General features: G+C 59.9%; 12 protein-coding genes. 5 read left to right on the top strand and 7 right to left on the bottom strand.

Features of this window, described 5'->3' with window-relative positions; all coding sequences use genetic code 11:
• Position 1: 1 nt before the first annotated feature.
• Both AC6I7A_RS08990 and AC6I7A_RS08985 read left to right on the top strand, forming a co-directional pair.
• Positions 2-2,965, top strand: coding sequence for a virulence factor SrfB (locus AC6I7A_RS08990; protein WP_267369363.1), 2,964 nt, complete (start codon positions 2-4; stop codon positions 2,963-2,965).
• Positions 2,962-5,325: a virulence factor SrfC family protein gene (locus AC6I7A_RS08985; RefSeq protein ID WP_058958517.1), complete on the top strand. Its 2,364-nt coding sequence runs from the start codon at positions 2,962-2,964 to the stop codon at positions 5,323-5,325. Before AC6I7A_RS08990 ends, AC6I7A_RS08985 begins: the two co-directional genes overlap by 4 nt.
• An 89-nt stretch (positions 5,326-5,414) precedes the next feature.
• On the opposite strand, the gene AC6I7A_RS08980 is transcribed toward AC6I7A_RS08985, so the two are convergent.
• From AC6I7A_RS08980 to AC6I7A_RS08970, 3 genes are all read right to left on the bottom strand, one after another.
• The gene (locus tag AC6I7A_RS08980; RefSeq protein ID WP_058958516.1) at positions 5,415-5,678 is read right to left on the bottom strand and encodes a barstar family protein; all 264 of its coding nucleotides are present in this window, start codon (positions 5,676-5,678) and stop codon (positions 5,415-5,417) included.
• Complete coding sequence (locus AC6I7A_RS08975; protein WP_009090297.1) at positions 5,678-6,112, bottom strand: ribonuclease domain-containing protein; 435 nt, start codon at positions 6,110-6,112, stop codon at positions 5,678-5,680. The genes AC6I7A_RS08980 and AC6I7A_RS08975 overlap by 1 nt, the downstream gene beginning before the upstream one ends.
• 86 nt (positions 6,113-6,198) lie before the next feature.
• Entirely contained in the window at positions 6,199-6,540 is a 342-nt protein-coding gene (locus tag AC6I7A_RS08970; protein WP_009090299.1) for a helix-turn-helix domain-containing protein, read from the bottom strand.
• 301 nt (positions 6,541-6,841) lie between these two features.
• Here AC6I7A_RS08970 and AC6I7A_RS08965 point away from each other — a divergent pair, with 301 nt between their 5' ends.
• Positions 6,842-7,996, top strand: a complete 1,155-nt coding sequence (locus AC6I7A_RS08965; protein ID WP_033736255.1) for an efflux RND transporter periplasmic adaptor subunit — start codon at positions 6,842-6,844, stop codon at positions 7,994-7,996.
• 12 nt (positions 7,997-8,008) lie between these two features.
• Positions 8,009-11,161 carry a multidrug efflux RND transporter permease subunit OqxB gene (oqxB, locus tag AC6I7A_RS08960; protein ID WP_046101785.1) on the top strand — a complete coding sequence of 1,051 codons (3,153 nt, stop codon included), beginning with the start codon at positions 8,009-8,011 and terminating at the stop codon, positions 11,159-11,161.
• A gap of 68 nt (positions 11,162-11,229) precedes the next feature.
• Here the strand turns inward: oqxB and AC6I7A_RS08955 are convergent, their stop codons facing one another.
• The 4 genes from AC6I7A_RS08955 to AC6I7A_RS08940 all read right to left on the bottom strand — a co-directional run bounded on the left by AC6I7A_RS08955 (position 11,230) and on the right by AC6I7A_RS08940 (position 13,897).
• Positions 11,230-11,586: a type II toxin-antitoxin system HicB family antitoxin gene (locus tag AC6I7A_RS08955; protein ID WP_009090304.1), complete on the bottom strand. Its 357-nt coding sequence runs from the start codon at positions 11,584-11,586 to the stop codon at positions 11,230-11,232.
• Complete coding sequence (locus tag AC6I7A_RS08950; RefSeq protein ID WP_009090306.1) at positions 11,579-11,860, bottom strand: type II toxin-antitoxin system HicA family toxin; 282 nt, start codon at positions 11,858-11,860, stop codon at positions 11,579-11,581. Before AC6I7A_RS08950 ends, AC6I7A_RS08955 begins: the two co-directional genes overlap by 8 nt.
• Before the next feature lie 150 nt (positions 11,861-12,010).
• On the bottom strand, positions 12,011-12,505 hold the full coding sequence (locus tag AC6I7A_RS08945) for an RrF2 family transcriptional regulator (protein WP_046101782.1): 495 nt from the start codon (positions 12,503-12,505) through the stop codon (positions 12,011-12,013).
• Between the two features lie 207 nt (positions 12,506-12,712).
• Positions 12,713-13,897 carry an MFS transporter gene (locus tag AC6I7A_RS08940; RefSeq protein ID WP_058958385.1) on the bottom strand — a complete coding sequence of 395 codons (1,185 nt, stop codon included), beginning with the start codon at positions 13,895-13,897 and terminating at the stop codon, positions 12,713-12,715.
• 199 nt (positions 13,898-14,096) lie between these two features.
• Here AC6I7A_RS08940 and tus point away from each other — a divergent pair, with 199 nt between their 5' ends.
• Entirely contained in the window at positions 14,097-15,026 is a 930-nt protein-coding gene (tus, locus tag AC6I7A_RS08935; protein ID WP_058958386.1) for a DNA replication terminus site-binding protein, read from the top strand.
• Positions 15,027-15,034: the final 8 nt, after the last annotated feature.

Genomic DNA, 15,034 nt, shown 5'->3' with positions numbered 1-15,034 from the left:
GATGCTGGCTCCCCTGATCGATGACAAACAAAAAATTTCGCTGATTGAAAACAGCGGCGTGCAGTTCCTGGATTTTGGTCTGCAACTCTCAGATACCCCGGCGCGCCGTCAGTTTGTGCGCCAGACGGCCAACGGCCCGCTGCTGCGCCTGAACGTCGATGGCAACAGCGGAAAGTTCCTGCTCTATCCGGAAGATGGTGGTGCTGCCGAAGTGGTGCGCCCGGAATCCGATATCGCGCTGGCGGACTCCCTGTCGCTGCTGTCAGCCTGCTGGCTGCCGCTGCCCATGCTGCGCTGTGCCAGCGGACGTCGTTTTATCGGTGGCCCTGAAAACTGGGCACGGATGCGTCTGGTTGCCCTGCCCGCACCGGACGCGGCGGGCAATACCCATCGCGTTACCCTTGCCTTTGATACCCGCTGCGTGGCGGAAGAGGATGGCGGCGAGCAGCTGGGCCTTACCCCGGCGGATGCGCAGAATGGGGTCACCTTTGCCCTCGCCTGGCACAACTACGAGCTGGGCGACTTTCTCGATCTGACCTGGGTCGATGGCTGGCTGCGCGAATCCTTTACCGACCGCGTCAGCGACCGCCGCGAGCAGGCGATCAAACAGGCGCTGCGTGAATTTGAGTATCAGGCGCACTACCTGAATCTGCTGGAGCTGCTGGGCCAGCAACTCGACCTCAGCGAGATCCACATTCAGGCCGCCACACTGCAGACCCCGGCGGTTAACGTCGATATCATCCTTGATGTGGGCAACTCCCACACCTGCGGCATCCTGGTGGAAGATCACCCGGAAGAGAGCAACGGCCTGAAGCAGACCTATGAATTGCAGCTGCGCGACCTTTCTCAGCCGCATCAGGTCTACAACGAGCTGTTTGACAGCCGTCTGGAATTTGCCGAAACCCGCTTTGGTAAAGCGAACTTTTCGCTGGAGAGCGGGCGCGAACAGGCGTTTATGTGGCCGTCGCTGACGCGTGTCGGTCGTGAGGCGAGCCGTCTGGCCCTGCAGCGTGCGGGACTGGAAGGCAGCACCGGCCTCTCCAGCCCGCGCCGTTATCTGTGGGATGAGGCACGCTATCAGCCGGGCTGGCGCTTTAACACGCCGGGCGAGCAGGCGGAACCGCTGGCTTATGGTGCCCCCTTTACCACGCTGCTGAACGATGAAGGCCAGCCGCTGTCGACGCTGGCGCCGGACGATCGTCTGCCGGTCTTTTCACCGCACTACAGCCGCAGTTCGCTGATGACCTTTATGCTCTGTGAGCTGCTGGCTCAGGCGCTGATGCAGATGAACAGCGCGGCTCAGCGTCAGCGTATGCCACAGAGTCACGCGCCGCGTCAGCTGCGCCATGTGATCCTGACGCTGCCGTCCGCGATGCCCAAGCCGGAGCGTGAAATCTTCCGTCGCCGGATGCAGGAGGCGCTGGCGCTGGTCTGGAAAGCCGAAGGCTGGCTCGCGGATGAGGATGACCTGGCGCCGGCCGTCTCCCGTCAGAACCCGAAACCACTGCCGGATGTGCAGATGGAGTGGGATGAAGCCACCTGTGGGCAGATGGTCTGGCTGTTCAATGAGACGCAGGTCAACTTTGCCGGTCGCGCTGAAGACTTTTTCAGCAGCATGGCGCGTCCCGATCGGCCGCGCGATGAGGGCGAACTGCCAGGTAAAAGCCTGCGCATCGCCTCGATTGACATCGGCGGCGGCACCACCGACCTGGCGATTACCCAGTATCGTCTGGATGATGGTCAGGGCAACAACGTTAAAATCACGCCGCGCCTGCTGTTTCGTGAAGGCTTTAAGGTGGCAGGTGATGACATCCTGCTGGATGTGATTCAGCTGTGGATCTTACCGGCGCTGCAGCAGCACCTGCAGAAAGCGGGCCTGACGCTGGCGGAACCGCTGATGAACAAGCTGTTTGGTCACGACAGCCGCATGGACGGTCAGGCCACGCTGCGTCAGCAGGTTACGCTGCAGCTGTTTATTCCGCTGGCGCAGGCGGTGCTGGAACGCTATGAGAACTGGGATCCGCTGGAGAGTCACGCAGAAATCAACGCCCTGTTCGGCGAACTGGTTGAGCAGACGCCTGGCGAGGCGGTGCTCGCCTTTGTTAACGGCGAGATCCAGCGCGAGCTGGGCGGCAACAGCCGCTTTGATCTGTTGCAGGTGCCGCTGGTCGTGAGCCTCGCGCAGCTGCACGGCGAGTTTATGCAGCACCGGATGGCCATCATCCCGGCGCTGCGCTCCATGTGTGAGGTGGTCTCGCTCTACCAGTGCGATGTGCTGCTGCTGACCGGGCGTCCGTCACGCTTCCCTGGCATTCAGGCGCTGGTGCGCCATCTGCAGCCACTGCCGGGCAGCCGCATTCTGTCACTGGAAGGCTATCACACCAGCGACTGGTATCCGTTTAACAAGCATGGCCGCATCGACAACCCGAAATCGACCGCCGCCGTCGGCGCGATGCTCTGCCTGCTGGCGCTGGATCTGCGCCTCAGCAGCTTCTGGTTCCGCGCGGGTGATTTTGAACCTTACTCGACCATCCGCTATCTGGGCATGCTGGATGAAAACCAGGCCCTGACGGATGAGAATCTCTGCTACAGCGACATTGACCTCGACGATCCCGGCTTTGCGCTGGACCGGAAACGCAGTTTCCGCATCCGGGGTAACGTCTGTCTGGGCTTCCGCCAGCTCGATAACGACCGCTGGCCCGCCTCACCGCTTTACAGCCTGACGCTGAACGACCCGACGCTGGCGCGTAAAGTGGCGGGCGAAAGCGTGCTGCGCATCCGCCTGGCGGTCAAAGCCGGCCCCGGTGCGTCCGGCCCGGAAAACCTGGTGCTGAGCGATGCGCAGCTGGATGATGGCACCCGCGTGCCGCTGGAGCAGTTGAGTCTGAAGCTGAATACCCTGTCGGCGACCGGCAACGCCAATGCGCAATACTGGATTGACAGCGGGAGCGTGTGTAAACGATGAAAGCCCTGAAACCCCGCCAGCCTCAGACGCTGGCAAAACGTCTGGGCCTGTTACAGGACGCCCTGAACAACAGTCTGGAATGGATTGAGAACAGCCGTGAGCAGTCGCCGCGTCTGGCGCTGGAGGCGGAAACGCTGACGCTGCAACTGCGTCAGGCACGCGTGCAGACCCAGGCGCTGGCTCAGCAGGTCGCCCGTCCGGTGACGCTGGCCCTGTTTGGTCAGTCGCAGGCCGGCAAAGCCTGGCTGCTTAACGAGATGGTGGCCGATGCACAGGGCCAGCTGGTGACCCGCATGGGCGACAAACAGCTCTACTGGTTCCAGCATGTCAATCCCGGCAACCTGGATTTTGCCACCGCCACCCGCTTCAGCCATCAGCGCGAGCCGCTCTCGACTGAGTGGCCGGTTGAACTGACCCTGCTGAATGACGCGGAAGTTATCCGTCTGATGCTCGCCTGTTCCGCTGCGGGCACACCCGACGTGGCGCAGATCGACAACGGGCTGCAGCGTCTGCAGCGCCATCGCCTTGCCTCGCCGCTGGCCGGTCTGGACAGTGATGCGCTGGTCACGCTCTGGTCATGGTGCCGTCGCCGTCCGCACTACGATGCGCGCCTGGATCGCCACTTCTGGCCACAGGCGGTTGAACTGGCGCCCTGGCTGAGCGTCGACGATCGGGTGCAGCTTTTCTCCCTGCTCTGGCCCGCTGAACCGGCGCTGAGCGAGATGCTGCGCACGCTGCTGCATCTGCGCCATCAGCTGCGTAACAGCAGCCGGGTGCTCGCCCCCTTGAGCCTGCTGGTCGATAACGCCCTGCTGCCTGCCGGACAGCTGATTGTGCCAGCCAGCGAGCAGGATCAGCCGCAGCCGGTGGAAGTCTGCCCGCTGAACGGTAACCGCATCGGCAAGGCCCAGCGCGTCCCGCTGGGCCTGCTGGCCCTGCTGACGCTGGAAGTGCTGGTGCCGCTGAGCTCCACCCCGCGCACCGCGCTCTATGATGATGCTGACATGCTGGAGCTGCCTGCGCCCGGTCACTCCAGCGATGTGGCGACCCAGGAAGATCGTCAGCGCCTGCAGCAGCAGGACCCGCTGCGCGCACAGCTGCTGGAACAGAAACGCGCCCTGCTGCCGGGCTTTTATGCCGCGCGACAGGCGATCGATCTGCTGCTGGTCTGCACGGCGGCCAGCCAGCGTCAGGATGCAGATCGGGTCAGCGAAACGCTGCGCGAATGGCAGCGCCAGCAGCCAGCTCAGGAGGCCGCAGAGAAACCGCGCCTCATCTGGGCCATCACCCCCTTCGACGCCCGTCATCAGCAGATTAATGTGGATGAGGCGGTGCAGCGGCAGATGGGACAGCCCGGTCAGCACTGGGGCTCTATGCTGGCCCTGGATCGCGCGGGCGTCGATCGCATGGCGAGCTGGCTGCAGGATGAGATGCAGCCTGACGCCCGCCGCGACATGCTGCTGGCACAGCTCGCGCAGATTCAGCACACCGTCGTCGAGCGGCGTTTACTGCCGTGGACCGAAGCGGGTGCCAGCCCGGAACAGGCGGCACGCAAGCAGAACATCGCCGACACGCTGCTGAAATGTTTACAGCATCGCACCGGCCTGCATGGCGAGCTGCTGGAGCGTCTGCAGCCGCCGCGTGAAGCCCTGCGTCAGCTGTGGCTCAATCAGGCGACCCAGCCGGGCAGCAAACCGGCCCATCAGGCGCCGGAGAATCAGTTCGGCATCGGGTTTGAATTTGACCTGTTCAGTGACGCACCCGCTGACGTACCGGCTCAGCCGCGTCAGAGCCTGCACAGCAGCCAGCAGTTTCCGCGCCAGGTGCTGCTGCTGTGGCTGGATCACCTGCGTCAGCTGCCGGAAAACCGCAGCCTGCTGGCGTTACTTAACGTGGATAAGGCGACGATGGAGTGGCTGGTAGAAGAGCTGATCACCGCCGGGTTCCGCACCGATATTGCGCAAAAACTGCAGCAGGCGCTGCACGAACCTGACACGCAAAGCGTGACGCACGAATCCCGCGCCGACCGGCAGGTGACGCGGGCGATGACGGTGCTGGGCGATTTTGTGGCCTGGCTCGGCTTTTTACAGCGCCCGGAATCAGAACGTCCCGCCAGCCGCGTCAACCGCGGCCAGGTGATTTTCTCGCGCCCGCCCGCTCCCAGCGTCAGCTTCGGTGCCGGTCAGCGCCTGACCCGACTCTCAGCGGCACCGGCGAATCACACCGCCTATTATATCTACGACTGGCTGGTGGGACTGAATCAGGTGATCGTTGAGAACAACGGCTATACCGGCGGTGGGGATCTGCCGCTGGCGGCCCGCGAGGCGCTGATTGCGCTGCTGAAGCCGCTGCGCACGTAACCGATAATCGGGTGCAGTTCGCCTCTGTGCGACTGCACCCTGCTTCCCGGCCGACCTGAGACTGAGACGGCAATAAAACCGTTGCCGGCTTACTCCACGATCAGGTGCAGTTCGCCTTCCAGCGACTGCGCCGCTTCTTCCAGCAGCGCCAGCACCGGCGCTAAATCAGCCTGATGCGCAGTGTAATGCTGCAACCGCAGTGTGGCAGGCAGCGCCATGCCGCCCGTCAGCCAGTCCCACAACGCATCCAGGTTATGACCAAAGGTCGGCGGACAGCCGCTCTGCCCGGCAAACTCGCGATAAAAAGCCGCGCGCGTGGTGAGTTCGCGCAGATCAAAGTCCAGTTCAAGCATCAGGGCACCTGTCTGAAGCTGCGGTAGTGATCGGTGGAGAGAAACACCAGCCCGTCAGAGGAGTAGACCAGACGATCGGCGTCGCGATGTCCGCAGCGGTAATTCACATCCGCTTCATACCACTGGCGACCCGCACGCGGGGGCAGCCGCTTTTCGCGGTTAGCAAAACGGTCACCGCCGATGGCCCTGCCAGGCAGAACCTCACACAGGTTACCTTTGGCCGGATTCCAGCCGCGTTGCCGCGCTTCGTTTTTGGTCAGGTAGTAGTCCGGTAACTGCTGATGCTGTAGCACCCAGCGCGCCACGGTGTGGGCATCGGTCAGGGTGGCGATATCTGCCTGAGCCGGCGCAGAAACGGTGTTGAGATAAGGTTTAAGGCCGTAAAAGCAGGCCGCGAGGACAAAGAAAAGTCCAATCCAGAGTTTTTTTGACATGATGGCATCCGTGACGACAGGATGCAGATGATACCAGTTTTGCGCCCGGAGGAAAGCGCGGGCCAGACAGGCTGGCCCTGGCGAAGTTATGCAGCGTGCGAATCACCGCTGTGACGACGCCATGCACCCGGTGCCACACCATACTGCCGTTTAAAGCTGCGGTTGAAAGACTGCTGAGAGTCAAAGCCCAGGGAAATCGCGACGTTCAGAATCGGTTCATCGGTGCTGGTCAGGCGATCGGCAGACTTTTTCAGCTTCTTCACCCGGATGTACTCACCCAATGGATAGCCGGTGTGCTCTTTGAACATGCGCTGCAGGTGCCACTTGGAGTAGCCCGCGCGCTCTGAAACGGTATCCAGGTCCAGACGTGCTTCGATGTTGTTATCAATCCAGTCGATTAAATCGTGAATAAAGGCGTCACTCATCATTCCAGTCTCTCCTGTCGCTGTAGCGAAAAGTATTAGTATCAGTTGCAGTTACACTTAAGGGTGGCTGACTATGCCATTTAATGCAAGTTTTATTGGTACATTAAATGCCGCACTTTTTTCAGGGTTTTTCCCGGATTGCTCAGGCTTTCATCGCCCCGCACTAAACCGCACATAAAGTGTATCTGTTATTCTTGCAGTTGCCCGCGACGCAAGCCTACACTCCCTGCGATTAATTGCAATCTTAAAAGTTGCAAATATTGGCCTGCAGGTCGTCTTTTCTATTTATCGCGGAATAACAACAATGATTACGAACCGGGTTCGTCAGGGGTTGACCCTGTCAGGGATGGTCATGTTTATCAGCCTGCTTAGCGGCTGTGATAAGGGTGTGGCGCAGAACGCCCCGCCGCCACCGCCTGAAGTAAGCGCCGCGCCGGTGCTCATCAAGCCGGTGAGCCAGTGGGACAACTTTAATGGTCGCGTTGAAGCGGTGCAGAGCGTACAGCTGCGTCCGCGCGTCTCTGGCTACATCGAGTCAGTGAACTATCGCGAAGGGGATGAGGTTAAAAAAGGTCAGGTGCTCTTCACCATCGACGACCGCAGTTATCGTGCGGCGCTGGAACAGGCCCGGGCGGAGCTGGCCCGGGCGCGCAGCCAGGCGAGTCTGGCGCGCAGTGAATCGGGTCGCAGCGAGAAGCTGATTGGCACCCAGGCGATTTCGCGTGAGGTGTGGGAACAGCGTCGCGCTGCCGCCAGTCAGGCGCAGGCGGATGTACTGGCCGCCGAAGCCGCCGTCGATATGGCGCAGCTGAACCTGGACTTTACCCGCGTCACCGCGCCGATTGACGGTCGCGCCAGCCGCGCCATGATCACCCCCGGCAATCTGGTGACCGCCGGTGACAGCGCCAGTGTGTTGACCACGCTGGTGTCGCAGCAGCAGATGTATGTCTATTTCGACGTCGATGAAAACACCTTCCTGCACTATCAGGCGATGGCGCGTCAGGGCCAGCAGCGTCATGCGCTGCCGGTTGAGATCGCGCTGGTCGGCGATCAGGGTTTCCCGCATCAGGGCAAGGTCGATTTCCTGGATAACCAGCTGACCGCCAGCACCGGCACCATTCGTATGCGCGCCCTGCTCGACAATCAGGCGCGTCAGTTTACGCCCGGTCTGTTTGCCCGCGTGCGTCTGCCAGGCAGCGCGCAGTTCGAGGCCATGCTGATCGATGATAAGGCGGTGCTGACCGACCAGGATCGCAAATATGTCTACGTGGTGGATGGGGAAGGCAAAGCTCAGCGGCGCGATATTCAGCCCGGCGCGATGGTAGAAGGTCTGCGCATCGTCAAATCGGGTCTGCAATCGGGCGACCGGGTGATCGTCGCCGGACTGCAGAAAGTGTTTATGCCCGGCATGCCGGTCACTGCTCAGCAGGTCGCCATGCGTGCGGCAGCCGCTCACTAATTCGAGGCCGCTATGGACTTTTCCCGCTTTTTTATCGACCGGCCTATTTTTGCGGCGGTGCTGTCAATCCTGATCTTCGTGACCGGGGTGATTGCTATCCCGCTGCTGCCGATCAGCGAATATCCCGACGTGGTGCCACCCAGCGTGCAGGTGCGCGCCGAGTATCCCGGCGCTAACCCGAAAGTGATTGCAGATTCCGTGGCGACGCCGCTGGAAGAGGCGATCAACGGCGTCGAAAACATGATGTACATGAAATCTGTGGCCGGTTCTGACGGCGTGCTGGTGACGACCGTCACCTTCCGTCCCGGCACCGATCCCGATCAGGCGCAGGTTCAGGTGCAGAACCGCGTCGCGCAGGCTGAAGCGCGTCTGCCGGAAGATGTGCGTCGTCTGGGTGTCACCACCCAGAAGATGTCGCCGACCCTGACGCTGGTCGTCCACATGTTCTCACCCAACAATACCTACGATTCACTCTACCTGCGTAACTACGCCACCCTGAAGGTGAAAGATGAGCTGGCGCGTCTGCCGGGCGTCGGTCAGATCCAGATTTTTGGCGCGGGCGAATATGCGATGCGCGTCTGGCTGGACCCGAACAAGGTGGCGGCGCGTGGCTTAACCGCCTCAGACGTAGTGACCGCGATGCAGGAGCAGAACGTGCAGGTTTCTGCCGGTCAGCTCGGCGCCGAGCCGTTGAAAAAGCAGAGCGATTTTCTGCTGTCGATCAACACGCAGGGACGGCTGGAGAGCGAACAGCAGTTTGGCGACATTATCCTGAAAACCTCAGAAGATGGTTCGCTGGTGCGCCTGCGTGATGTGGCGCGTATTGAGATGGGGTCCGGCAGTTACGCCCTGCGCTCACAGCTGAACAACAAAGATGCGGTCGGTATCGGTATCTTCCAGGCTCCGGGTGCCAACGCTATCGATCTCTCCAATGCGGTGCGCGCCAAAATGGATGAGCTGGCAACCCGTTTCCCCAATGATGTGAAATGGGCGGCTCCTTACGATCCGACGGTGTTTGTTCGTGACTCGATCAAAGCGGTGGTGCAGACCCTGCTGGAAGCGGTGATCCTGGTGGTGCTGGTCGTCATTCTGTTCCTGCAGACCTGGCGCGCCTCCATCATTCCCCTGCTGGCGGTGCCGGTGTCGGTGGTCGGAACATTCAGCGTGCTCTATCTGCTCGGCTTCTCGCTCAATACCCTGAGCCTGTTCGGGCTGGTGCTGGCGATCGGGATCGTGGTGGATGACGCCATTGTGGTGGTGGAGAACGTTGAGCGTAACATCGAGATGGGCCTGTCGCCGCGCGCGGCAGCCCATCAGGCGATGCGTGAGGTCTCCGGCCCGATTATCGCCATTGCGCTGGTGCTCTGTGCCGTATTTGTGCCGATGGCGTTCCTCTCCGGCGTGACCGGGCAGTTCTATAAGCAGTTCGCTACCACCATCGCGATCTCCACGGTCATCTCCGCCATTAACTCGCTGACGCTCTCTCCGGCGCTGGCGGCGATGCTGCTGAAAGATCACCACGCGCCGAAAGACCGGCTCACGCGGATTATTGATGCGCTGTTTGGCTGGCTGTTCCGGCCCTTCAACCGCTTCTTCCAGCGCAGCGCACATGGCTATGAGTCGCTGGTAGGCCGGACGCTGCGTCGGCGTGGCGCGGTGTTCGCGGTTTACCTGCTGCTGCTGGCCGGTGCCGGATTTATGTTCCACACCGTGCCGGGCGGCTTTATTCCGACTCAGGATAAGCTCTACCTGATTGGTGGCGTGAAGATGCCGGAAGGCTCCTCGCTGGCGCGCACCGATGAAGTGATCCGTAAGATGAGCGAAATCGGCATGCAGACCGAAGGCGTCGCCTATGCGGTGGCGTTCCCCGGCCTGAATGCCCTGCAGTTCACCAATACGCCTAACAGCGGCACGGTGTTCTTCGGCCTGAAACCGTTCAGCGAGCGTAAGCACACCGCGGCGGAGATTAACGCGGAGATCAATGCGAAGATTGCCCAAATCCAGCAGGGCTTTGGCTTCTCGATTATGCCACCGCCGATTCTGGGGCTGGGTCAGGGCTCAGGCTATTCGCTCTATGTGCAGGACCGCGCGGGTCTGGGTTACGGTGCGTTGCAGACGGCGATTAATACGCTGTCGGGCAGCATCATGCAGACGCCGGGGATGCATTTCCCTATCTCCTCCTATCAGGCCAATGTGCCTCAGCTGGATGTGCAGGTGGATCGGGATAAAGCCAAAGCGCAGGGGGTGTCACTGACGGCGCTGTTCAGCACGCTGCAGACCTATCTCGGCTCCTCCTACGTGAATGACTTTAACCGCTTTGGCCGCACCTGGCGGGTGATGGCGCAGGCCGACGGCGAATTCCGCGACAGCGTCGAGGATATCGCTAACCTGCGCACCCGCAATGACCGCGGAGAGATGGTGCCGATTGGCAGCATGGTCAACATCACCACCACCTACGGCCCCGATCCGGTGATCCGCTACAACGGCTACCCGGCGGCCGATCTGATTGGCGATGCCGATCCGCGCGTGCTCTCTTCAGCGCAGGCGATGCGTCAGCTGGAAACGATGTCCGGTCAGCTGTTACCTAACGGCATGAACATCGAGTGGACCGACCTGAGTTATCAGCAGTCAACGCAGGGCAATACCGCACTGATTGTCTTCCCGATGGCGGTACTGCTGGCCTTCCTGGTGCTGGCCGCGCTGTATGAGAGCTGGACGCTGCCGCTGGCGGTGATTCTGATTGTGCCGATGACGCTGCTCTCTGCCCTGTTTGGCGTCTGGCTGACCGGTGGAGATAACAACGTGTTTGTTCAGGTCGGACTGGTGGTGCTGATGGGGCTGGCCTGTAAGAACGCGATACTGATTGTCGAGTTTGCGCGCGAGCTGGAGATTCAGGGCAAAGGCATTGTAGAGGCGGCGCTGGAAGCCTGTCGTCTGCGTCTGCGTCCGATTGTGATGACCTCCATCGCCTTTATCGCCGGTACGGTGCCGCTGATTCTGGGTGAAGGCGCGGGCGCAGAGGTGCGCGGCGTGACCGGTATTACCGTCTTCTCCGGGATGCTCGGCGTGACGCTGTTCGGCCTGTTCCTGACGCCGGTGTTCTACGTCGCACTGCGTAAGCTGGTGACGCGCCGGTCAGGAGATGCCGAAACCGTGACGGCGTAAACCCTCAATGTTAAAAGGGGCGATCGGATGATGGCCCCTTTTTTTGTCTGAGACTGGCAGCATGCCGGTTAACGCTGCTTTAATTTTTCGTTGAGCGCTTCAATGATAAAGGCATTCAGCGAGGTTTCATTTTGGGCCGCAGCCTGCGACAGCCTTACGCCGAGCGATTCAGGGTAGCGCAGCGTGAAGGTCTTAATTTTTTCCTGCTCCGCATAGGGATTAATGCCGGAGGCAGCGCAATCTTCCAGGTATTCGCGCAGCGATATCTCACCCTCTTTGTGCAGACCCTGCACACTGTCTGAGACAAAGTCACAGTAGCCTGACAGGCCAGTAAAGCGTCCACGGAACATATTGATTTCAGGGACATAGGTGATGACGGCAGGTTGCCCGGCGACAGTGATTGATGAATTTGAACGATTATTCATAGGGATCGACTCCGATACTTTCCAGCCATTCGCGCAGATTCACAACTGCGCCTTTATCCGTGTCTGGCGAGGGGTGTGGGCGATGAAAACGCGCTATTTTTCCGTTGAGCAAAAAGCGAACCCGTGAACCACTACCCTCTTTAATCTCGCCATCCAGCGCCCTGATGAGTGACTCAACTGCCTGCCATTTTAAGCCGGACGGCGGTGGCGTTTGAAAAATCTGCTCCAGTGTTTCACGCTGTTTCTTCCGTAATTTCCTGACGGCGGCGTTCATCCTGATCTCCGCGACTTCATATCGTGAAGTCATTCTATTACGTTGAATCAAGAGGTCAAGATGAGAATAACGGAGACAAATGTCTGAGTGACAAATCTGATGAAAATAGCTTAGCAATGTCTATTAAACAGCCATAAAAAAAGCCGCTCATCAGCGGCTTTTTTTGCAGAGATCGTCAATCTCTTCGGGCTCGGGTTCCGGCACGGCGGTGCAGTTGCTGGTATCGCGCTTTTTCAGCTCATTCAGCGCATCGGCAACGGTGCGTTTTGCCAGCACATCCAGTGACGCCTGCTCGGCTTCATCGGCTATCGATTTAAAGTACCAGCAGAGGTTAGCACTGACCAGACAGCGCGGAGCGACGTCGGGACGCGCAGCCCAGATTTTTTTATCCTCAATGACGGAGACATAGATATCCTTGAGGGTAATCTCCGCAGCCGGACGGCCCAGATGAATCGAGCCAGTACGGCCCAGCGTGGAGACGATAATGCCATCCCGGGTCAGCGGGACCATCAATTTTCGTATGAAACTGGGATTCGCTTCCAGCCCGTAGGCCAGAATCGCGCTGGTAGAGCGTTTTCCCATTTGCTCCGCCATCGCTACGCTCAGAACCATTTGCAAAGCTGTCGGGAAGCGGTAATCAAGCATTTATTTATCCTGAGTTGCGGTGCATCTTCTTGTTTTATTGCCGCATAAATGAACAATCAATGAGCAATAAATATAACAAACACTGTTGCTTTTTTGAAGCAAACCGGCAGTCACAAGGCACGTATTCACCAAAGGCAGAGGCCCGATAGCACAAGCTGCTTAGCCTGTTCACTGCCCTGTTCCGGCAGAATCTGGAGCCGCACGCCTTCACGCAGAACGAGTCGATGCCGCCGGTAATTGCTGCTTCAGCGCTATCACCAGTACCACGTTAAAGATTGCCAGGCCGCAAAGCAACCACAGCGTCGCCGTTGCGCCCATGCTTTCAAAGACATATCCGCCAATCAGCGGCGTCAGTGCCTGCCCCATCAATGCCGGGCGCGCCATTTTACCCATCACGATGGCGTAAGACTCTGGTTTGACCATCGCCAGCGGTAAAGTTCCACGCACGATGGCACGTAAGCCATTTCCTGCGCCATAAAGCACCATACTCAGCAGCGCCATCTGCGGCATTAATGCCAGCAACAGCAGGCCCAGCGCCACCAGCCCGACAGAAAAAAAGGCGGTACGGATAGGATGGCTGCGTTTAAAAGCGATATCGACAATACGGGAGCCCACCTGACACGGGCCGATCACGGCGCTGATCGCCAGCGCCGAAGCCAGCGTGTGACCACTCGCCTGCAACAGCGTAATAAGCTGCACGGAAACGGCGGTCATGATCACTGAAGCCAGAGTAAAAATGGCGCAGAGCAGCCAGAACAGCGCTGGCGCGATCTCTGCCGTAGCCGGCTGCGCCGGACGCTTTTTTAATGACCGGGTGAGATGACCGGCAGGCAAGGCAAACAGATAAGCAGGCAGCACGCACGCCACCATCAGCGCAGCAACGATCAGCGAGGCGTCACGCCAGCCAAAACCGTGGATAAGCAGAGCCGTTCCCGGCCAGGCCAGCGTGGTGCAGAAACCGGAAATCAGCGTGATCCCGGTGATGGCAGCCCGAGCCTGACCGCCATAGCAGGTGCCCAGCGTGGCAAACAGCGCATCATACAGGCCCATCGCCATACCCACGCCGATAATGACCCAGGCAAACAGAAACAGTGGCAACGCGTGGCTGAGCGCCATGAGGACCAGCCCCACCGCCATCACCAGCCCACTGAGTGCCAGCAGGCGACGGCCACCGGTACGGGCTATGATTCTGCCTGCCAGCGGTGACAGCAGGCCCGACACCAGAATCCCGAGCGACAGCGCACCGTAAATCCACTGCTGGGACCAGCCTGTCTCAGCCGCGATGGGATTTGCCATCACCGCCATCAGGTAGAACGAGCCTCCCCAGGAAAGGATCTGCACACAGCCCAGGGTAAAAATGGCGGCGATGCCCGGTTTAATGTTCTGATTCACATCGACTCTCTTCGTTAGCAGGCAAACCGTTTTATATCATGTTCCGCAGGCAGCCTGCATGCATCACGCACTTCTGACCTAATGACCGGCAGTTCGCACGTTTTTGTATAGCAGATTTAAAGTATGTTGTAACTATAAACACTTGCAACTGCCGCTGGCTTCTGCCACATTGTGGACGTTGTAACTATGGAGGCCCATCATGACGCGCTACGACTTAGTGGCTGATATGCATCAATGTGTTAACGACCTGGAGCAGGCGCTGGGTGAACTGCGGGAGCAGCTCGAAGCGCAGCCGCTGCTGATCGCCCGCGTTTTCAGCCTGCCGCCGGTGGTGAAAGGTCGCGAGCATGACGCGATAACCCGCATTGCCGTTGAGCAGCATCTGGGCGACAGCGCGCGGAAGATGGCGCTCGACCACTACTGCCGCCTCTTTATGCAGCATCAGTCAGAGCAACTGAGTACCAAGGCCGCCGTGCGTCTGCCCGGTGCCCTCTGCATTGAATGCGATGCAGAACGGGAAGCGGAGATTGGCGCGCTGGTCGATCTCATTAACCAGCTGAAAGCCCGGCTGGAGCAGCTGATTACGGTGGAGTCCGGCCTGCCGAGTGAGGCGCGATTCGAGTTCGTTCACCAGCATCTGCGCGGGCTGATTACCCTGAATGCCTATCGCACCATCACCCTGCTCAGCGCCCCGGACAGTCTGCGGTTTGGCTGGGCCAACAAACACATCATCAAAAATCTTAAGCGCGAAGAGGTCATTGCCCAGCTGGAAAAAAGCCTGAAGGCGGGACGCGCGCAGGCCCCGTGGTCGCGCGAACAGTGGGCGGAGAAAGTGCAGGAGGAGCTGGCCAGCGTGCGCGCCCTGCCCGCTTCAGCCCGCCTGAAGATCAAGCGTCCGGTTAAAGTCCAGCCCGTGGCGCGCGTCTGGCGCGCAGAGGAGAAAAAGCAGACTCAGCTGGCCTGCCCGTCACCGATTCTGGTGATCTGCCGCGATCGCAGTCAGGTTCCGGTACTGGGCGAGTTGCTCAACTATGACGCCGATAACATTACCTATCGTCATAAACCGGCCGCTGAGCCGCTCAATCTGCTGATCCCCCGGCTGCACCTCTGGGTTGACTGCCCGGTTTAACAGAGAGG

The sequence above is a fragment of the Type-F symbiont of Plautia stali genome, assembly GCF_059731105.1.
Note: the sequence above shows the minus strand (reverse complement) of the source record. Positions and strands in the feature narration are given on the sequence as shown.